The organism is Syntrophales bacterium, from assembly GCA_023229765.1.
Lineage (GTDB): Bacteria > Desulfobacterota > Syntrophia > Syntrophales > UBA5619 > DYTH01.
In genome coordinates, this window is the sequence record JALNYO010000025.1 from 1 (window position 1) to 20550 (window position 20550).

14 protein-coding genes are annotated in these 20550 nt (G+C 50.7%); 5 read left to right on the top strand and 9 right to left on the bottom strand.

Annotation, left to right across the window (positions count from 1 at the left end; all coding sequences use genetic code 11):
• Nucleotides 1-497: 497 nt before the first annotated feature.
• Nucleotides 498-698: a hypothetical protein gene (locus tag M0P74_12415; protein ID MCK9364386.1), complete on the bottom strand. Its 201-nt coding sequence runs from the start codon at nucleotides 696-698 to the stop codon at nucleotides 498-500.
• 434 nt (nucleotides 699-1132) lie between these two features.
• On the opposite strand from M0P74_12415, the gene M0P74_12420 reads away from it, so the two are divergent.
• The 5 genes from M0P74_12420 to M0P74_12440 all read left to right on the top strand — a co-directional run bounded on the left by M0P74_12420 (nucleotide 1133) and on the right by M0P74_12440 (nucleotide 8940).
• Complete coding sequence (locus M0P74_12420; GenBank protein ID MCK9364387.1) at nucleotides 1133-4126, top strand: PAS domain S-box protein; 2994 nt, start codon at nucleotides 1133-1135, stop codon at nucleotides 4124-4126.
• Between the two features lie 101 nt (nucleotides 4127-4227).
• Nucleotides 4228-5385, top strand: coding sequence for a response regulator (locus M0P74_12425; GenBank protein ID MCK9364388.1), 1158 nt, complete (start codon nucleotides 4228-4230; stop codon nucleotides 5383-5385).
• Between the two features lie 4 nt (nucleotides 5386-5389).
• Complete coding sequence (locus M0P74_12430) at nucleotides 5390-6499, top strand: two-component system response regulator (GenBank protein MCK9364389.1); 1110 nt, start codon at nucleotides 5390-5392, stop codon at nucleotides 6497-6499.
• 713 nt (nucleotides 6500-7212) lie between these two features.
• Nucleotides 7213-8313, top strand: a complete 1101-nt coding sequence (gene lpxK, locus M0P74_12435; protein ID MCK9364390.1) for a tetraacyldisaccharide 4'-kinase — start codon at nucleotides 7213-7215, stop codon at nucleotides 8311-8313.
• A gap of 408 nt (nucleotides 8314-8721) precedes the next feature.
• Nucleotides 8722-8940, top strand: coding sequence for an addiction module protein (locus M0P74_12440; protein MCK9364391.1), 219 nt, complete (start codon nucleotides 8722-8724; stop codon nucleotides 8938-8940).
• A 198-nt stretch (nucleotides 8941-9138) separates the two neighbouring features.
• On the opposite strand, the gene M0P74_12445 is transcribed toward M0P74_12440, so the two are convergent.
• From M0P74_12445 to M0P74_12480, 8 genes are all read right to left on the bottom strand, one after another.
• Nucleotides 9139-10503, bottom strand: coding sequence for a putative DNA binding domain-containing protein (locus tag M0P74_12445; protein ID MCK9364392.1), 1365 nt, complete (start codon nucleotides 10501-10503; stop codon nucleotides 9139-9141).
• A 44-nt stretch (nucleotides 10504-10547) separates the two neighbouring features.
• The gene (locus M0P74_12450; protein ID MCK9364393.1) at nucleotides 10548-11429 is read right to left on the bottom strand and encodes a hypothetical protein; all 882 of its coding nucleotides are present in this window, start codon (nucleotides 11427-11429) and stop codon (nucleotides 10548-10550) included.
• A 22-nt stretch (nucleotides 11430-11451) separates the two neighbouring features.
• Nucleotides 11452-13326, bottom strand: a complete 1875-nt coding sequence (locus tag M0P74_12455) for a DUF262 domain-containing HNH endonuclease family protein (protein MCK9364394.1) — start codon at nucleotides 13324-13326, stop codon at nucleotides 11452-11454.
• 85 nt (nucleotides 13327-13411) lie between these two features.
• On the bottom strand, nucleotides 13412-14074 hold the full coding sequence (gene radC, locus M0P74_12460; GenBank protein MCK9364395.1) for a DNA repair protein RadC: 663 nt from the start codon (nucleotides 14072-14074) through the stop codon (nucleotides 13412-13414).
• A gap of 4 nt (nucleotides 14075-14078) precedes the next feature.
• Complete coding sequence (locus M0P74_12465; GenBank protein ID MCK9364396.1) at nucleotides 14079-17009, bottom strand: DEAD/DEAH box helicase family protein; 2931 nt, start codon at nucleotides 17007-17009, stop codon at nucleotides 14079-14081.
• Entirely contained in the window at nucleotides 17002-18297 is a 1296-nt protein-coding gene (locus tag M0P74_12470) for a restriction endonuclease subunit S (GenBank protein ID MCK9364397.1), read from the bottom strand. The genes M0P74_12465 and M0P74_12470 overlap by 8 nt, the downstream gene beginning before the upstream one ends.
• Complete coding sequence (locus tag M0P74_12475; protein ID MCK9364398.1) at nucleotides 18294-18548, bottom strand: hypothetical protein; 255 nt, start codon at nucleotides 18546-18548, stop codon at nucleotides 18294-18296. Before M0P74_12475 ends, M0P74_12470 begins: the two co-directional genes overlap by 4 nt.
• A complete protein-coding gene (locus tag M0P74_12480; GenBank protein MCK9364399.1) occupies nucleotides 18545-20527 on the bottom strand; it encodes a type I restriction-modification system subunit M in 1983 nt (660 codons plus the stop codon). The genes M0P74_12475 and M0P74_12480 overlap by 4 nt, the downstream gene beginning before the upstream one ends.
• Nucleotides 20528-20550 lie beyond the last annotated feature (23 nt).

Consider the following 20550-nt stretch of genomic DNA (forward strand, 5'->3'; position numbering starts at 1 on the left):
ATGGAGCCCTTGAACGCCCTGTTTCTCAAGCCAGAGCCTCAACATCTCAAAACCTTCCGCCGAATTCTTGCAGGTTTTATGTTTTGTCTTCCCCTCTAAAAGAAGTGCGGCATCGAACTTCTGTTTCGCAATATCTATCCCAAGAACCGCTACTGACATAGAAATACCTCCCTCAAAAAATATCACCCTCGATAAAAAAGCTTCGCTCTAATCAACCTTGCAAGTGCAAACTCATTCCCATCAGAGAAGGTTTATGATACCGTACGAGTTATTGAACAAAGCAGTGGGAAGAGGATCTACTCTACAAATCATGCTCTCTGGCATCAGGTGTTATACAGATTCACTCCTCCCATTTTACCCCGGTGCCCCAGGGTAGTTTACAACATTTGGTTTATAAGAACACAAGGTGTTACAAATGGCCGAAAAGTTTAATTTATTACTTGATTCCATCTGAGTATTTCGGATAGAAGGTTGCAAGCTCGGGAGGCTCATTATTTTCAAACATTGAACTCGCCGTCCTGGACGCGGACGAGAAAACCCGCCTCATCGGTGAAATCGCTCAATTCAGCATGGAATTGGAGGCCCGCTTGAACGAAATTATCAACCGCCTGCAGCCACCCCCCTTGGCCTGATGGCGGGGCATAAGGGATGATGAAAACGGGGAACACTGTCGTTAATTCATTAATTACTTCATGCAATTAATCTCTGCCGGAGCTCCGGCAGAGATTTTTGGACAGCGGGGAACAATAGGAGACGGGTCACATTTTACAATCAAAGATATTCAATATCATTGGAAGAAATTGCAAAACGTTTTGTCATGCCCGAAAGCAAAGCTTAATGTTCATAATGCTCTTGTCGGGCATCCATGATTTTATGCAGTTACAAACTGGATTAGAACATTAAGCTTCGCTTTCCCGCCCAAAAGCGTCGCGGGAATGACAGAATAGTAAGTTTTGCAATTGCCTCAGTAGGAATGGTTTTTGTATAATGTTACTCTGACCCCAATTCAATTAACGGCGACCTCTACAGCCTGACGGAGGATGAAATCCGTCTCGTGGGAGAAAGAAAAAAAGATCTCTCCCTTTTTCTGGAATAAGTATAGCCTTGAGGCAGGAAGCAGGAGGATATGGAAATGCAAGCAAAAGGATACCAAGGTTATTTTAAGACAATCATTGCCTTCACTGTCGTCTTCATGTTCTGTGCCCTTCTCTTCTCAACCTATCTGAGTTACCGATCTTCCATTTCTGCTGCCAAATCGCTCCAGTTACCCTATCTTCGTCACCAAGACGAAGAAATCGAGACATATCTTCAAAGATATGCCGATGATATATTGTTTCTGACGGAGGTTCTTCCCATACAGGGGATGATAAGGGCAATTGAAGGGGTAGGCTATGACCGGGAAGAAGAAATCAGTCGGAAGAACTGGGTAAAAAGGCTTCGGCAAATATATGAAAGTTTAGGGACGAGAAAAACCGAATACATGCAGTTACGTTACATTGATGAAAGGGGCAGCGAACTTGCCAGAGTGGATTTTAAGGATGGTAAAGCCAGGATCATCCCGGATACTGAACTGCAAAACAAGGCCGATCGCTATTACTTTACCGAAACAATGAAACTCTCCGTAGGCCGTGTCTATTTCTCCAATATTGACCTGAATCAGGAACGGGGGGAAATAGAAGTTCCTTACCGGCCAACACTGCGCATTGCCACGCCGGTATCTGATAACAACGGCCGCCCTCGCGGCATTATTGTAGCCAATGTGGAGGTCCAATTTCTGCTCCATTCCCCCGGGTTACTAAAATCTCAAAAAGGCGAAGAGATTTACATTGTTGACCAGGACGGTTATTTTGTGCACCAAAAGAGCGACCCCGACAGGGAGTGGGGCTCTCCTGCCGATTTAAACACGGGAAAGAATCTGAAGGCATACCAGCCTGATTTATTCAGGAAAATAATGAATAACGAAAATGGGATGGCATTTTCTTTCGATTCTTGCCGGTTTGTTTTATTCAGCCGGGTCGAATTTCCTCATACAAAGGAAAAACACCTCGTTATCGTTTCAGAGGTTTCCCCCACGGTGATCCTGGCGCCAATGCTCAGAACGATCACTATTATCCTGTCTTTCATCTTCTTTTTCTCGGCGATTCTTTATTTCTTTGTGCGGCATGCCGCGCGGGAAATACGCGAGAAAGAAGAGGCGCTCGCAGGCAGTGAAGAACGTTTTCGCCGTGCCGTGATGGATGCGGCTTTCCCCATGATGATTCAGGCGGAAGATGGAGAGGTGGTGTTGATCAACAAGGCATGGGAGGAAATAACGGGTTATGCCCATGCGGATATTCCTACCGTTTCCGATTGGATGACGAAGGCATACGGTCAACACATCGCGATCACCAAGGATTACATTGATACATTATTCAACCTGGGTACGAGAAAAGATCAAGGCGAATATATCGTTACGGCCAAGAACGGAAGCAAACGAATATGGGATTTCGCCTCCGCACCCCTGGGGAAATTGGCTGACGGCAGGCGGCTGGTAGTCAGCATGGCGAGGGATGTGACGGAAAAAAAGCGGACTGAGGAACAATATAAAACAATCATTCAAATCTCGCTGGATGGTTTCTGGATAACCGATGCACAGGGACATTTTCTCGACGTGAATGATGCCTACTGCCGTTTAATTGGCTATACCCGGGACGAACTTAGGAACATGAGCGTAACCGATGTTGAAGCTAATGAAACACCGGAGGATACCGCCCGGCATATCCGGAAACTTATGGAATCCGGTTACGAATGTTTTGAAACACGCCATAAATCCAAGGAAGGCAGACCAATTGACATTGAAATCAGTTCCAACTTTCTGCCCGTTGATGGCGGACGATTCTTCTCCTTTCTCAGGGATATCACGGACCGTAAGAAGGTGGAGGAGGCGCAGCGCCGGAGTGAGGAACAACTCCGCCTGCTGCTGAACTCAACGGCTGAAGGGATCTACGGCATCGATCCGGACGACAACTGTACGTTCTGCAATCCGGCATGCCTCAGCTTACTCGGATACACACAAGCCGACGAGTTGATCGGAAAGAATATGCACCGGCTGACTCATCACACGCGACCCGATGGGACAGCCTTTCCCATTGAGGAGTGCCTGATCTTCCGGGCTGTCCAACAAGGCGAAGGTGCGCACGTGGACGATGAAGTGCTCTGGCGGGCAGACGGCGCCTCTTTCCCTGCTGAATACAGGGCCTACCCGCAGCACAGGAATGGTCAGATCGTGGGCGCCGTGGTGACGTTCGTGGATATTACCGAACGTAAGCGGGCGGAGGAGAGTTTGAGGAATAATTCCAAATCGCTTGAAGCGGCAAAACTCGAAGCCGAGACGGCAAACCGCGCCAAGAGCGATTTCCTGGCAAGCATGTCCCACGAGTTGCGGACGCCGATGAACGCCATCATCGGTTTTTCCCAGGTCCTGCAGGCCAAGTATTACGGGGAGCTCAACGAAAAACAGGTTGAGTATGTGACGGATATCCTCGACAGCGGCAAACATCTGCTGTCTCTTATCAATGATATTCTCGACCTGTCCAAGGTCGAGGCGGGAAAAATGCAGTTGGAGCTTTCCCGGGTGGATATCACGGCGTTACTGAAAAACTCGCTGCTCATGATCCAGGAGAAGACTCTGAGCCATGGAATCGCTGTGGAGCTAAACATCCCTGCCTCGCTGGAAGGGTTGGAGATGGATGGAGATGAGAGAAAACTCAAGCAGATCATGTTCAACTTCCTCTCCAACGCGGCGAAGTTTACACCGGACGGCGGGAAGATCGGGGTGAGTGCGCGTCTTGTGGAGGCAGAGGGAACTGCTGGTAAAGACGGAACGGATGAAGGGCCCTTAATGGAGATCTGTGTGAGCGATACGGGTATCGGGATTAAGTCAGAAGACCAGGGGCGGATATTCGAACCCTTTATACAGATACTGGGGGGACTAACGGACAAGACGCCGGGGACGGGACTCGGCCTACCGCTGACAAAAGATTTTGTAGAGCTGCATGGGGGGCGCATCTGGGTTGAAAGCGAAGGTCTGGGGAAAGGAAGCCGGTTTTGCGTACTCCTGCCGGTCTCCCATGTCATTCCCGCGTAGGCGCGAATCCAGGGCTTTTCAGGGTCTTCTGGATTCCCCGGTCAAGCCGGGGAATGACAAGAGAAGGGGCGGGGATGGCGTACTTTTTAGAGGAGGATTTAATGGACAAGAATCATTCTTACAATGATGCCGAAGCGGTGGAAGTGGCCAAAGGAATTTATTGGGTCGGTTCTCACGATCCAAAGGAGTTATTTCATTGCAATCCCTACCTTCTGGTCGATGGGGAGGAGGCGGTCCTCTTCGACCCGGGAGGCGTCGCCGATTATCCAGAGGTGGCCCGTAAAGTCTTTTCCATCGTCGAACCCGCCCAGATTCGCTACGTGGTTCTCCATCATCAGGATCCCGATCTGTGCGCCGCCATGCCCCTTCTGGAGGAGGCCATCGATCATGGACAAATGAAGATTGTTACCCACTCTCGTGCCAGTACCATCATCCATTATTACGGCATCAAGAGTGAATTCTACCTCGTGGACAAAAACCACTACAGCCTCACGTTGAAAAGCGGCCGGATACTCCGGTTTCTGACGACCCCCTTCTGCCACTTTCCTGCGGCCATTGTGACCTATGATGAACGGGAGAAGGTCCTGTTTTCGTCGGATCTCTTTGGCGCCATCAGTCCAGGATTGTCTCTTTTTGCCGCAGAGGGATATGAGGAGCAGATGAGGGTTTTTCACGTCGGCTACATGGCCAGCACCCGCCATTTGTCTAAAGTTATGGGAATTATTGCCAAACTGGATCTGGAACTGATCCTTCCTCAACATGGTTCCATTATACCGAAGGAAATGATCCCGGGGTGCATAGATTTTCTAAAAAGTCTTCCCTGCGGCATTGACGCCCGGGAAACGGAAGAAGAGTTGTACGGTTGGATCCCCGCTGGGAAAGCTGATGGGGGAAAGCATATTCTCATCGTGGAAGACGACGGGAAAAATATGAAGTTGTTGCGTGATATCCTCAACATATCCGGGTACACCACCATCGAGGCCGGCGACGGGAGGAAGGCCGTCGAGCTGGCAAGGCAGGAAAGACTGGATCTGATTCTGATGGACATTCAGTTGCCGATCCTGGATGGTATGGAAGCCACGAAACTCATCAAGGCAAATCCTGCAACACAGAACATACCGATTATTGCGCTGACTTCCTTTGCCATGGGCGGCGACCGGGAAAGATTCATTCAGGCCGGCTGTGACGACTACATGTCGAAGCCATATAACATCAAGGAACTGTTGGAAAAAGTGAAGAATATACTGAGTGAGGGATAAATTCATGGAAAAGAAAGCATTAATCCTTGTCGTTGACGACGAAGACCGGAATCGCCGGTTGATGGAAGCATTGCTGATTCCCTTAGGTTATGAGGTCATTCTTGCCGCCGATGGAGAAGATGCGCTTCGGAAAGTTCAGGAAACGCCCCCCGATGTCATCCTCCTTGATGTGATGATGCCGGGCATAAGCGGCTTTGACGTTGCCAAACAACTGAAAGAAAATGAGGAAACCAAAATCATCCCGATTGTTATGGTTACCATGCTGCAAGATGTTGAAAACCGGATCAAAGCCATTGAGGCCGGGGCCGACGATTTTTTGAGCAAACCCGTGGACAGGACCGAATTGCAGGCAAGGGTCAATTCCCTGGTGCAGGTGAAGGCGTATAACGACCACATGCGGGATTATCAGAAAGAACTGGAAGCGGAAGTTGCGAAAAGGACGGAAGAATTACGGAAAGCCTTCGAAACCATCAAGGCAGCGTCTCTGGATACCATCTATCGTTTGTCCCGCGCCTCCGAGTATAAAGATGAGGATACGGGCGCCCATATCAAGAGGATGAGCAACTATGCAGCCGTCGTTGCCCGTCAAATGGGACTAAGCAAGGATGACGTGGATACCATACTCTATGCATCCCCCATGCATGATACGGGGAAAATCGGCATTCCCGACAAGATTCTCTTGAAACCCGGGAAACTCGATCCGGAAGAATGGGAAATCATGAAGCAACACGCTGTCATTGGAGGAAAAATTCTGAGCGGCTCTGATTCGGAATTTATCAAATTGGCGGAAGTTATCGCTCTTGCCCACCATGAAAAATGGGATGGCAGCGGCTATCCCCTTGGTCTCCGGGGGCCGGCCATTCCTTTGGCGGGACGTATCGCGGCCATTGCCGACGTGTTTGATGCCTTGATCTCAAGGCGACCGTACAAAGAACCCTTTCCACTGGAAAAATCCTTCGCGATCATCCGGGAAGGCAGGGGCAGCCATTTCGACCCGGAGGTCGTGGATGCCTTTTTCGCCGTTGAAAAAGAGATCCTCTCGATTATGGAAACGTATAAAGATCAGGAATCCAGTCTGTTTGCACAGATGCGCGGGCTGGTTGTGCGTGGATAAATGCAAGACAGGGTTATGGTGACGAAGAATTACACCATCCTCCTGCCCATGACAACAAGTTAGGACGGCGCTGATGATACAGCAGAAAGAGGTAGGACGGAATTCAAGAAAGAGACTTTCTTTACGGCGACGGGTCAGGATGTTCATATGACGGTGAGCACCTGTCTTGCGCAATATAAGCCGTAGGAAGAGATAAAGGCATTCGTTCACCGGGTTGACCAGCTCATATACCAGGGAAAAAGAACGGAAAAGACCGGATTTGTTTTGAGGCATAGTTTCGAGCACAGTTCAAACGGCAATCTTCACCCCCAATTCAATACCGCGTGTCGTGTACTTGTAGTTACAAATGGCCGAAAAGTTTAATTTATTACTTGATTCCATCTGAGTATTTCGGATAGAAAGTTGCAAGCGCGGGAGGCTCATTATTCTCAAACATTGAACTCGTCGTCCTGGATGCGGACGAGAAAACCTGCCTCATCGGTGAAATCGCTCAATTCAGCATGGAATTGGAGGCCCGCTTAAACGAAATTTTCAACCGCCTGCAGGCACTGTTTGTTGCAAGATAAAAATGGAGGAAATTGCAAAACACCCGCCCAAAAGCGTCGCGGGAATGACAGAATAGGAAGTTTTGCAATTGCCTCAGTAGGAATGGTTTTTATATAATGTGACTCTGACCCCAATTAGACCAATTAGAAAGTGTAAGCGAAATGATTATGAACATTAAACTCCGTTTTCAGCGCCAATGGAACGATGATGAAGCCAAAACCGGAGATGTTCTCCCGCGGATGCTTTTGCGGATACTATCGCTTCCCTACAGCGGCGCCGTCCTTTTCAGAAACATCCTCTGCGATCGGCGCATTATCCGACAAGAACGACTTCCCTGCCCGGTACTTAGCGTCGGCAATATTACCGTCGGCGGAACGGGCAAGACGCCGACGGTGATCATGATCGCCAAGCTCTTGCAACAACACCGCTATCGCCCCGCCGTACTAAGCCGCGGCTATGGGGGCAAATCCGGAAGCCCGGTCAATGTTGTCTCCGACGGAAAAACAGTTCTGATGGGGTGGAAAGAGGCCGGGGATGAGCCAGTGCTGATGGCAAACTCTCTGCCGGGGATTCCGGTTCTTACCGGAGCAAACAGGTTTCTCACGGGCAGTGCGGCCTTAGAGAAATTCGGCGCCGATATCCTGATTCTCGACGACGCCTTTCAGCACCGGCAGCTCTTCCGTGATCTCGACCTTGTCCTTCTTGATAGCGCCCGTCCCTTTGGAAACGGTTTTCTCCTGCCCCGGGGGCCTCTGCGCGAAAGTCCCTCCGCCCTCGCCCGTGCGGATATGCTGCTGAGAACCGGGCTTGCCGAAAAGGGCGAACCTCTGCCTGTAAAAACGAAGTTTAATGTTTGCAATATTGAGCTGCCGTCGTTCCGGGGGGTGCACAGGCCGACGGGGATCGTTTCGGGCAAAACGGGACACAGCGATCCTCCCGAGGCGTTGCGGGGAGAAAAAATCATGGCCTTCTCGGGGCTCGGCTCTCCGGAATCCTTCCGCAAGGGGCTCGCCGCTCTGGGCGCGGCTGTGGTTTCGTACCGCGATTTCCCCGATCATCACCCGTACAGTGACGCCGATATTGTCGCGCTGCGGCGTCTCGCCACCCAAAGTGGGGCATCCCTGCTTGTCACCACCGAAAAGGACGGGGTCAGGCTTGCCGATTTTCCGGATTTTCTGGCAGAGGTATCGCTTCTGAGGATCTCGATGGAAATTACCCCGTTCCTGCCATTTTCCGAGCTGCTTTTCTCCCGGCTCCACTATCGATAATTCCTGAAAATAAAAAGGGCATAATATCATTTGAAACACACACACAAATAATGTACGATAAAACCATAAAATACGTGTGGAATCCTGAAAAAAAGAATGGTTAAAGGTCAGTGAAGGAATGTATTTTTCGAACAAGCAATAATTCATCTTTTGCGGGATGATATATGGGAAATAACTGATCATCCCGACCAGGCAAGCTGCCCAGGACAAAAGCTTCACTTTAGAGGTAATTGCAAAACTCCGTGTCATGCCCGAATGCTTTTGTCGGGCATCCATGATTTCAAATAGTTAAAAACTGGATTATGAACATTAAACTTCGTTTTCCCGCCCAGAAGCGTCGCGGGAATGACAGCGTTGGGAGTTTTGCAATGGGCTCTTTATTGTTGTAGGTGGAAAGGAGAAAAGGAAATGGGAGTTGCTTTATCTGTAGAGAAAATGTCGATTGAAGAGAAAAACCAAGCTATGGAAGCTATTTGGGATGATTTATCTGAGAAAGCAGAAAGTCGATTGTCCGCGCCTTGGCACAAGGAAGTTTTAAATTATGGGGAAAAAGGAATTATTAGTGGAGAGGATGTTTTTATTGATTGGAATAATGCCAAGGAAAAAATAGAAAAATCAATATCATGAAAATCAGAATCCTTTCATCTGCAAGCCAGGATTTAGTTGATGGCTATCAATTTTATGAAAAGCAATTGGAAGGCCATTGATTGAATTGATAAAAACTTCCTTTTTCGTGGTGGGATCGTTTTCAGGAACCGCATCTTGGTCAAATTTCTGAAAACAGTTTTGGCAGATCTTCATTGGCACTATGATTCGCAGAGAGAATCATTTTATGAATAATCCGCTTACAAAATATCCACCAGTCTTCCTGGGTCCGATGAAAACGATCATCCCCTGCTCTTTCAACTTCTTTACCAAGCGTTCGATGGTTCTTTGAGGGATATCCAGGGCGGCAGTGATCTCTGTGACATTTTTGCCGGGAGTATTCCTGATGTAATCGGCAAGCCGGTCTATTCCCTCCGTTATCCCGCCATCTGTTCCGCCACTTATCCCGCCATTTATTCCGCCACCTTTCCTCTCAATGGCGGGACGCCGGGTAAACTTCACGACAAAAGCGCCGGTTATTTCCTTCAACTCAGGCTTGGGATTGCCGTTTATGACGCACCCCTCCACCATCCGTTGAAATCCCGTTCCCCATCCTTCGATAAAACCGATGTCATGGAATATGTTCGCCAGTCCCCTGTTGCGTGGGATGGAACGGTTTTCGGACAGCAGGTTCTTGATATTCAGTTCCTTGGGCAGAAGTCCCGGACTCCAGATCTCCAGGCGGTCGTCGAAAATACGGATCTGGATGTTGCCGGGGTCCGTATAATCCCGGTGGACAATGGCATTCACGACGGCCTCTCGCAACGCCTCCAGCGGATAATCCCATTTCTCGTCACGAGCGGCTTTGGCGCCGATACCTACGCCCATGCTGATATGCCTCTGGATAAATTCGAGGACCTCGCCGACCGCTGCAATCAGGTTCCCCTTGAAATCCTTCATGTCCAGGAAATGGACCATCGTCTTTCCCTTGAAGCGGGCGCCTTTGATCACAGCGCTGGGAATCAGGTCGTTTTCCTTTGTGAAACAGAGGTAGCCGGCGTTGGTAAGCTTTCCTTTTCTCAAAACCATCAGCTTCTCGATGATGCGTCTTTCCGGGATTTTACCGAAATGAAAGACCATTTCGTTCAGGCGGCGGATGGCGGCCACATCCAGATCCAGAGTCTTGAAATCCTGCGAGAGCGTCCGTTGATCAAAATCGGGGAGCGTATAACGTTTGATTAGGTCGCGAATCTCTGTGGCCGACAGTTTCTGGTTGGCCTTTCCAACCCGGACATAGGCTTTCTCAAAGGCAAAAACCGGCTTGTTGTCCGACTCGGGGATCTCCAGCTCCACGATTTCGCCGGGGCCGAAGGTCTTGACGTTGATCGAGGGATAGAGGATCGGGTCCGTGTGCATCTTGATCTTGTTGGCCATTTCCTCCAAGGTGTCCTTGCCTATGCTCAAACCCGTCGGATTTCCCTGATCATCCAGGCCGACGACGACCTTTCCGCCTTTTTTATTTGCGAAAGCGGACAGGGAAATGATGATCTCTTTCCAGGCAGCAAAGGAGGATTTCTTCTCCAGGGTTTCAGATTCTCGGTACATATGATTCCTCTCCTCTTTATAAGGTTCGCTGTGCGTCATCAGATTTATGCGGTATATTTCCCCGGTACCGAAGACCAGATGAAGCTTTGCGTATCAATCATATCCCTTGGCTTCAGATAATCGCTTATTTTTGATAATTCGTCAGACACGTATTGAGAAAAGAGAAGCAACCTTTCGTAGCTGTTCCAATTGATTTCCGAACGATAATGGAGTTCAAAGGCAAAGGCGTCCGCTGCATACTGGGTCACTGACGGTTTCATGAACATGTACTTTTCAGGGAAGGCAAGAAACAGGAAGTATGTCTGAGTCGTCCATTTCGCAGCATTGATATTTTCCAAAGCGGTCGCAAAACATTCAAACCTCTTTGATAATTGCTCGGAACCATAGAGAAGCCCAAACAAGGCGATTGAAAAAAGCTGCCTATTTTCGGCGGACTTCAATCCATCCGTCAACGTCATTTTTTCATTTTTAAATATCAAATTGGTTTTATTGACGACCTTGAGGGCGTGCAGACAGATCTCTTCATATTCCCCAAGCTCCATTAAATCCGCGAATGCAGATTGGTTCAGTAAGTTGGTCATCAGGTTGTGTGCTTCAACTTTGTACGCTCTTTCGTGTTTCAGATATTCATTGTCATAAAAACCCTTCGGGAATATTCGCGAAAACAAGGACACCAAATTCCCAATGGATCTGAATTTTACATCTTTGCTCTGGCCGGGCAGTCGAAGATTATCCAGAAGGGGGTGGGCTGCATCTTTGCCTTCGATTTTGGTAAGGAACGCCATGAAATCCTTGCCGATGGTCCTTTCGCCATGATTAACAAAGAATATTTTACAGTAAGGTCCGCCCGTTAATTCAATTATTTCTCCCAAGCCCCACGCTGTGACTTTTTCATATCTGACACGATCCCCTTTTTTAAAATCCATTTATCTCTCCCTCAGGTAAAATTCAGACCTGCCAGATTCTCTTAGTCAATCCATAGAGAAGTTCTGAACGTTTTTCTAATGCATCGAGTGTAAATTGTGGAACTGGCGTAAATTCCAGACTGGATTGCTGGATAAAATTCTGCATTGCGGAATTCGACTTATAGAAGTCCGGCACCAAGGTCTGTGCCAGGTAAGGGGCACTGCCCGTATAGGTCTTTAACTTATTTGCGTATGATTCCTTTCCTGAAGACTGGTTATCTTGTCCTTTGAGGAGCAGGAGACCGCCAAAGCGGTTTCGCTCGTTTTCGAACAGCGCTTCATCTACATCGCCTTTAGCGTTTTTAAAAAGACCTCGGCTTTCGTCGTTCCGCGCAAGGATGTGTTCGATATGGTATGCATTGCTTTTTCCGGTTCCAGATACGTAATTGTACAACGTATCCTGAAGATTACATCCAAGTCCCTGAACGATCAATAACTCTATTCGCGCAAGGAAGTATCGAAGAAACCGGGGATTATAATCGCCATACCCAACCTGCTTGAACTGAACATAGGTGAGTAGATCCTTCGAATTAGTGTTGCGACGACTATTGATTTCTGCAAGAACCTTCTCGTTGATAGTCTCCTCGATTTTTTCTTTCGGACATCCATGGAGCAAGGGATTCAGTGTATAAAGAAACTCCTGGAATTGGTTACTGTCGTATGCCCGATTCAATTGCAGCAATACATACGCCCGATCGAAGCCTCTTGCGACGGCTGCTATCTTCGTATCTTCGTCTGGATCGTTTACGTTACAGGCCGCAATGGTCAACATGATATGGCCATCCATACGGTTAAGCTGCGAGTTGTAGTAACACTCCGGTATTGGCGATCGTTCATTTTCACCAAGTTCACGGAGCTTCAAGAAAAGCCATGCATAGTAGCGGAATGGCCCGTCGAGGAAAACCTTGATCCCCTGTGCATTGCGCTTCAAATGTAGCACATCGTCACAGATCGGTTCGAAGATGGCTCTGTGATATGGTCCGTCAAAGCTTTGTCCCTGTTTGCGAACTTCGGAAAAGTGCGCTCTCAAGTAGGTCCGGAAGAAATAGTCTGCTTCGTCTTCGGCCCTCGCTTCAAGCTTAGACAATGATTCTTGCCAGATATCCGTGTAATGATCAACCTCCGCCGTATCAATCTCGCCGAGGAGTTTTCCTTTCATGATCTCGTAAGGCTGAAGCCTTACCCCTCTGTCATTTATGACCTCGAACACCATAGGAACATCGGTCCGTGCAACCTCAAGATTGATAATGACGACAGTACAGAGGAAGTAGAAGATGAACGTGTCCAGCTTGTGTCGGGTTGATAGCCGGGCTGAAAACTCTTTCCGGATGCGGTCATAGTTCTTGATGATATTTTCAGCTGTAACCCCGTCTTCGATCATATCCTTAGTGAGAGGCAGATCCATAAACAGGGCATGCATTATGGGCTCTCGCTTACTGTGCGCCATCCAGAACTGCTTCTTGCCACCAACCCCAACCCCGACAACCTTTGTCTTCAACCAGTCACGCAGGTCCGTCGAGTTAAAACAAGCCGGACCGCACATCTGATAGAGCGCGATCAACATTAATGTCAATGTGGTGAGTCGTTGCTGACCATCGACCACGAAAATGTGACCGTTTGTTTTATTCGTGATGTATGTGTTCAAGTAGTACCAAGAGTAGTATTTCGCCACATTGGCTTCCGAGGGATCCAGATCAGCGTGCAAAGCATAGGATTGTTCAAAGTGGTAAAAAATGTCGTCAATCAGTCGTCCTACCTCATCCTCTTTCCACTTGTATTCTCGTTGATAGAAATCGATATGGTAGTTTGTTGTAGAAAATAGTGTGTTAATATTTTGTTTTTCTGGATTGACTTCCATGCTTGCCGTCTCCTCTCATAATGGCTGGATTAATTTGATAAGCTGTCGCTTTTTCCCAGCGCGCATACGGGTAGGCATCAGCCGTTTACAGCTTTCCCGCTTCCAGAAAGCTGTAATATTCGGTCCTGTTGAAAATGATATGATCCAAAAGCGTGATGCCCAGAACGGAACCAGCGGTCTTGAGTTGGGCAGTCGCTTCGACATCGTGGGGTGAAGGCTCGATGCCGCCGCTTGGGTGATTGTGCGCAACGATGACAGCTGCGGCGCGATCCGCAAGGGCATCGGCAAAGACCTCCCGTGGATGGACGGGCGCCCGGTCGATCAATCCGATGGACACGACCCGGATATTCAGAATTTCATTTGCCCCATTGATACTGGCACAGAGAAAGTGTTCCTGCTTGCGATCCGCGTAATGCCTCACGTGAGGAAGCAGATCGGCCGGCGTCTCAATCTTCACCCCCTCCGGCTTGATGCGACGTCTGGCAAATTCGATTGCGGCAAGAATTAGCGTGGCTTTGGCAGGGCCCACGCCTTCAAAGCCGGTGAGCTCCTCGGCACTTATTCCTAACCCTCTTTCATCGATGACGCGGGACAGCTTTTCGGCTAAGGCCATTACATCCATTCCCGGCGCACCCTTGCCGAGCAACACAGCCAGCAACTCTTGATCGTTCAAGGCGGCCGATCCTTTACGAAGCAGCTTCTCGCGCGGTCGGTCCTGTTTCGGGATATCTTTAATGCGCTTGCTCATCTCGTTATGCCGCGACGAATAGATGGTTTTGAATCACCGTAAACGCCATGATATCGAAAATGCCGCTGGGGTCTGTGTATTTCGGGTCGCTCAACTCTTCATAGCGGCCGAGTTCATCATACGTTTCCTGTATCTCGCCATTGACCTGTCCACGATATGCGCCTTCGAGATAAACACTATCTTCGCGATGGGCATGAACGGTACTGCGGATGACCGGATCTGCCACTTTTGCTTCGGTCACCTGTCTGATATAGAGGGCCTCCTCGTCGCTGATGTCGAACCTGGCCCGAATGTCAGCGATTATATCCTGAACCGAAACTTTTTTCGGCGGCGGACCTGGACCTTTCCCGCCCCTGCCCGGTTTGAGCTTCACCTTGCCTCCGCTTCGGACTTCACCCTCGTATGTTACGGCAGACTTGATGACCTCGGTCTGACGGATCTGCTTCATCAGTTCAGAGATGCTGCCCTGTTTGATGAGTTGTGGCCCGACATATTCCGCAAACGCGGCGAACTGTCTGATTTCGTCCGGATAGGTAAAAAAACAGGTGAGAAAGTGAAAGCTCTTTACCAACCTGGCCAGGAGATAGACAAAGACCTTTCGCACCTCCAGCGAGCCGAGTCTCGCTTGGAAACGAATGCGGAAGCCATGCACGGCATACTGCACCTGCGCGTCCGTTCCCGCAGCCAGCAGTTTTACGAAATCAGTGGCATCCTGCTGGGTGAAGACTCCCGCCGCCAAAATCTCTGAGTGCAGCCTTGTGCACAGTGCCGGGTCCGGCTCATCCGGCTCGAAGGGGGTCCCTTTCCGGTACTTGGCGAACGCCCTCAGGATCGCCGCGGCGTTGTTTGTAAAGTCCACTACGACGACATCCTTTTTCCCCTCGTGGCAGCGGTTCAGACGCGACACCGTTTGCACGGCGTTTCTGTCCACGACAGGCTTGTCGAGGAACATGCCGGCAAGCAGGGGCTGGTCGAATCCGGTCTGGAACTTGTTGGCCACGATCATCAGCCGGTAATCGTCTCCCTCGAAACGATCTTCGATCAATTCGCCATCCCGCAGACCGTTGACCGCATGTTCGCTGACGGCTGCGTTGGTTTCGGGATGGACAAAATCCGAGAAGGCATAGAGCGCCTTGTAGTCCGCTCCTCGTTCTTTGAGCTTTTCCTTGATGATATCAAAGTAGCGGAGCCCCGCGATCCTCGATGTCGCTACGATCATCGCTTTGGCGCGGCCGCTGATAAGCGGCTTTACGTCCTTCTCGAAGATGCGGAGCATGATCTCGGCCTTGTATTGGATCAAGCCGTCATCCTGGTAGGCGACGTTTTGGAGAGCCTTGGCAACGACGCCTATCGGGTAGAGCCTTTCCTCATCCGGTGGCGGCACGATAGCGCAATGCAGATGGTAGAGCGTCTTGTAGGAAATTATGCTTGTCGCCACGTCTACGATATAGCCCTCGGCAATGGCCTCGGCTTCGCTGTATGTATCGAACGGCGACCCGAACAGGGTAAGGGTGGATGGGGCGGGCGTCGCGGTGAAAGCTACGAAAAGCTGGTTGCGGTCATGCTCGCGGATGATCCTGGCAATTTTCTCTTCTTCATCCTGATCATCCTCGGTCGCATCGTCCACATCCGGATCGTCCGTCTTGCGAAAAGGCACGCGGATGGCCACGCCCATCCTGCCTTCCTGCGACCGGTGCGCTTCATCGATCAGAAACGCCACGCGCAGTTCCTTCAAATCGGGGTTTTTCTCGATCTCCTCTAGAACCCAGGCAAATTTTTGCTGGGTCGTAACAACGATCGGTTTGCGCTCCTTCAAGAAACGGGGCAGGTCTTCCGATTTTCGGGCCAGCCCCACCACAGCCTTGAGGTGCGTAAATTTCTCGATATCTTCCCGGATGTTCGTATCAAGGGACTTGCGGTCGGTCAGGATGAAGACGGCGTCCACCAGTTTTTCGTTCGTGCCGGGCTTGAAGAGGCTGTGGAGGCGGTCGGCAAGCCAGCAGATGGAGAGGGTCTTGCCGCTGCCCGCTGAGTGGTCAATGAGGTATTTCCGCCCGATATCGCCCGTTGCAGCGAAGTGAGCCGCCGCATCGTCGGCCACTTTGCGCACCATGCGGCTCTGGTGGTAGCGCGGCAGGATCGTGAAGGCAGACGATGCCGGTTTATCTTCCTCCGCCTCGCGTTCGGGAGCGCGAATGAGGAAGAAAGACAGCATCTCCAGGATCTGGTTTTTCGACAGGACTTCCCGGTAGAGGAACTCCACCGGGTATTCGCCCGCCGTTTGCGGCGCGTTGGTCAGACCCGTGTTGTGCCACCGGAAGTTTTCGACGCGACTTGGATCACTGGCCGCCATAACATCGCTGGTGTCGGCAACGAGGTAAAGAAAGGGATGACGGAAGATCTTACGGGCGTGATCCCGGCCCGCGAACTGCGCCACTGCGTCATGGACATTTTGGTTTTTCTCGTGTTTGACCTCCATGGCCACGATAGGCAGGCCATTGAGGAACAGGACAAAGTCGATTTCTTGGTTTGTTTCCCCGAAGTAGAAATGGGGGCGGAAGGTGATGCGGTTTTCGCCGTGCTTTGTCGCGGCGGCGCTTTCCAATGAGCGTGGTTTGGCATAGTAGAGGTGAAACTCAAGCCCTCGCACCTTTAAGCCCTGACGAAAGATCATCCAAAGCGGCGTATGTTCCAGTTCCCTGCGGAGCGCCCGAAACACCTCGTCCCGTGCATCCGTGCCATAGTCATCCGCCAGCTTCTTGATCATATCGGCTTGGGTGGCCTTGAGAAAGGCCCAGAGCTGATCTTCGGCGATGTAGTGCTCGGCGTCCGTGATGTCGGTCTGTTCGAGGACGCAGTAGCCGTGCTCGCGGATAAGGAAATCCGCAATATGCTCTTGAAATTTCAGTTCCGGGGCTTTCCTCTGTTTAGCCATAGGCTTTCACCTGGTTCAGATCCGCCTCTGTAATCCGCCGTTGACCCGTGACGCATTCGTGGATTAGCGACTTGCGGTAGGCGAGGAGGGTTTCGATCGAGTTGTTGAGAATAGCTTTCGTTGTCCTTATTTCGCCCATCTTTTCATCCAGATATTCGGCAATTTGTACCTGCTCTTCCTTTAGCGGGAAAGGGGCAAAGTTAGTACCAATGCGAACATAGTTCAGGTTCAACTGTGTTGTGAGGACAGCCGAGCGAAGGAGGATGCCTTTCATAGCGCGCATCAGATAATAGAGGAAATCCAAATGGGTATGGTGGTTGGGTACGAGACCAACCATGCTGTCAGGAAAACAAGCCTCAAAATCCAAGATTGCTACGTCTCCAACATTTGCCGCAATCGACATAACGAGGGTTCCCCGGGGAAACATCTTGCTGATACTAAAACCAAGATCGTTCAGGGTTTGAGAGTAACTGCGGATGTATTTCTCAGCAGCAGTAATGTCTCCCGTCTGAACGAACGGATAGTCTCCATCGTAGAACGCTGGATCGTTCCTGGGACGATGACTAAATTTGCCGCGAAGGAGTTCACAACGTCGCTTGATCTGCTGCACCTTCCAATGGCCGGGAATTCTCGGGAGCCAATCGAGACCAGACGGCATCATCTGGACGTCGGGATTCAAGCCCTGTGTCACGGCATGCTGGATGGTTGAAATAACCATTGAATCCAGTATTTCGATCTGGCGGCGTTTGGCAGCCATGGCCGCGTCGATTGCCGTGCAACTCCTATCCAGATACACCGCAATCCCTTTCTGTTCCGACAAGGGAGGCAGTGGCATGGAGAACGAACTGAAGTCCTTATCATCAATTGCCGGATAACCAACACCCTTTGCTGTTGCCTCAAAGTATTGCCGACCATACTCCGAGATCAATGCGTAATATACAAATTTAGGTATAAGTTTTCTTTCGTCAGATTTCACAACATTGAAACCAGTCGAACAAACGAAATTACTCTGGCCATTGGGGCAGAATGCCACGGCCTGTAAGTTAGGCCTGACTGATGAAATCACGGTGTTATTCTTCTCAATACATCGCCTTGCTCGCGATGGGGCGTTTTCAAAACATAAGCGCTCAATGGCATTCGGGTCAACGATCCCGTAATAGTCCACGTTCGAGATTTCGAGGTAATTGAACTCGTAATCCGGGTCAGTGTCAGCAGGCAAAGACAAAGCATTGATAACGGCCACGTCCTTGAGTCGGTCAATTGTCCAGTCTGAAGGGTTGCATTTCATGGATTTCCCGGCCCCTCCAAGAAGTTGCGGCCTTTCAGCGTCAAGCGATAGCGCTGGGTGGGGCTGCGCGGCGCCTCCGGCTGTTTCATCTCGACCAGTCCCATTTTCAGATTCTTCATGGCCTCGGACAGGGTTGTGTCACCTGCCGACGGGACGCCCAGGAAGGATTTGACTTGGTCGGTTACAGGGTCGCTTACTTGGTCGGCGGCGATAGGGTTAGGCATGTGCAGGGACGATTTATTCTTCTTCATTTTCCAAGTCCCTCCAGCATCTTCTCCGCCTCCTTCTCCAACCGCCAGAACTCCGCCAGCAGCTCCCTCGCGGGCGTGGGGGGCTGGTAACGGTAGAAGTATTTGTTGGGCAGGATTTCGTAGCCCATCTGCGGGCTGTCCTGCCAACGGATGATCGGCTTGGCGATTTCCCGTTTCAGAAAGGCCTCGATCTCCTCGCCGTGGGGGATGTACTCGTCGTCCTTGACATAGTCGCGGTGCGTCCATTCGACGGAGAGGACCTCCGGTCTGTCCTCCATCAGCGCCTTGAACTTTTTAGCGGCGTTATCCCTGGGGGTAATAACTATCTTCTTGATCTCTTCCCCTTTGCCATTTTTTAGGCGGATGCAGAAGGATAGATCACTGTCGTAGAACTCCTGCTCTTTTTTGAGGTTCGCTGCGGTAAAGGCTTTCTCATAGGGCTCGGTGATCGTGGCCGGCTGGTCCTGCTCGTCGAACTGCCAGAAGACGACGCCGACCTTGTGATAAGCGAAGTCATCGCGCCGAAACAGCTTCACCTGCTCATCGGCGTAACCTTCGGCCCAACCGTTGCAATAACGTTCCTCGATCCAGGCGCGATTCGCATCGGTGATGCGATTGCGTTTGCTGCCGAAGGACCTCGGCTCCTTTTCGTATTGCCGGCGGGCGTCGATGAGCATCACACGACCCAGGTGCGAGGCGGGCTTTTCGCTGCGCAGCAACCAGATGTAGGTGAAGATGCCGGTGTTGTAGAAAAGCTGGTCGGGCAGCATGACGATGGCGTCAAGCCAGTCGTTTTCGAGAATCCAGCGGCGGATTTCGCTCTCTCCCGAGCCACAGTCGCCATTTGAAAGGGGCGAGCCGTTGAAGACGATGGCGATGCGGCTTTCTCCTTGTCCGGCAGGCTTCATCTTGGCAAGCATGGTCTGCAGGAAGAGAAAAGGTCCGTTGTCGGTCCTCGGCAAACCTGCCCGGTAGCGATTCGTCCTGAGCTTCCGTACTTCCGTTTCGTAGCCATCCTTGCCGCCCCAGGTAACCCCGAAGGGTGGATTGGACAGCATGAAGTCAAAACGGAATTTGCTTTCGGGAAGCTGGTCGCCCGGTTCCTTGCTATGAGGATCGTGGGGGATGAGCGAGTTGCCAAGATGAATCTTGGCCTGACGATCGTTTTTGATGGGCAGGTCGGCCTGGCAGATGGCGTAGTTCGTCGGGGAGAGCTCATGCCCATGAACAGTGACGTATTTTTCGACGGCGGCCTTTTCTTCTGGCGTGTCTGCGCGGTCGAGCAGGTGTTCCTTCGCGACGGAAAGCATGCCTCCTGTCCCGCAGGCAGGATCATAGATGGAGATGTGCCGGTCGGGAATGGGGATGTCCAGCAGCTCAACCATCAGCCGGATCACCTCGCGGGGGGTGAAGTGATCCCCGGCCTCCTCACCGCTCTGTTCAGAGAAGCGCCGGAGTAATTCCTCGTAAATGTAGCCCATCTCCAGCGGCGAAAGATTGTCGGGGCCGAGTTCCAGTTCCTTGTACTGGTTGAGGATTGGGGCCAGGCGGTTGTTTTTCACCATCTGGCTGATGGTCGCGCGGTAATTGAAATTCTCGATGATGTCGTCGACGTTCTTGGAGAATCCGTTGATATAGTCGCGGAAGTTATCTGTGAGCAGTGTGGGATCCTCTTCGACGATTTTGCGGAGCGTCCAGTCGGTCTTGTTGGAAAACGGCGACTGCTTTGGATTCAACTCGAGATCCTTGACAAGCTTGGCGAGTTCTTTCTCCCCCAGTTTAGGGCGCTTTGCCAGAACTTCTGCCCGTCTTTTTTCACGCCAGGCAATCAGTACACATTCGAGACGACGGATGACGATGATCGGCAGGATGACATTCTGGTATTCGTAAGCCTTGAACTTCCCGCGCAGACGCACGGCTGATTTCCAGATTTCGCCAGCGAGGTTATCGAGTTTTGGCTTGTTGAGGGACAATGCCATGGGGTTTAATTTCTCCTATGCAT

Excerpts from the sequence above, each read along its gene's own strand:
- M0P74_12475 (MCK9364398.1), bottom strand. The coding sequence starts at position 18,548 with ATGAAGAAGAATAAATCGTCCCTGCACATGCCTAACCCTATCGCCGCC.
- M0P74_12455 (MCK9364394.1), bottom strand. The coding sequence starts at position 13,326 with ATGGAAGTCAATCCAGAAAAACAAAATATTAACACACTATTTTCTACA.
- radC (MCK9364395.1), bottom strand. The coding sequence starts at position 14,074 with ATGAGCAAGCGCATTAAAGATATCCCGAAACAGGACCGACCGCGCGAG.
- M0P74_12450 (MCK9364393.1), bottom strand. The coding sequence starts at position 11,429 with ATGGATTTTAAAAAAGGGGATCGTGTCAGATATGAAAAAGTCACAGCG.
- lpxK (MCK9364390.1), top strand. The coding sequence starts at position 7,213 with ATGAACATTAAACTCCGTTTTCAGCGCCAATGGAACGATGATGAAGCC.
- M0P74_12480 (MCK9364399.1), bottom strand. The coding sequence starts at position 20,527 with ATGGCATTGTCCCTCAACAAGCCAAAACTCGATAACCTCGCTGGCGAA.
- M0P74_12430 (MCK9364389.1), top strand. The coding sequence starts at position 5,390 with ATGGAAAAGAAAGCATTAATCCTTGTCGTTGACGACGAAGACCGGAAT.
- M0P74_12420 (MCK9364387.1), top strand. The coding sequence starts at position 1,133 with ATGCAAGCAAAAGGATACCAAGGTTATTTTAAGACAATCATTGCCTTC.
- M0P74_12440 (MCK9364391.1), top strand. The coding sequence starts at position 8,722 with ATGGGAGTTGCTTTATCTGTAGAGAAAATGTCGATTGAAGAGAAAAAC.
- M0P74_12465 (MCK9364396.1), bottom strand. The coding sequence starts at position 17,009 with ATGGCTAAACAGAGGAAAGCCCCGGAACTGAAATTTCAAGAGCATATT.
- M0P74_12470 (MCK9364397.1), bottom strand. The coding sequence starts at position 18,297 with ATGAAATGCAACCCTTCAGACTGGACAATTGACCGACTCAAGGACGTG.
- M0P74_12445 (MCK9364392.1), bottom strand. The coding sequence starts at position 10,503 with ATGTACCGAGAATCTGAAACCCTGGAGAAGAAATCCTCCTTTGCTGCC.
- M0P74_12425 (MCK9364388.1), top strand. The coding sequence starts at position 4,228 with ATGGACAAGAATCATTCTTACAATGATGCCGAAGCGGTGGAAGTGGCC.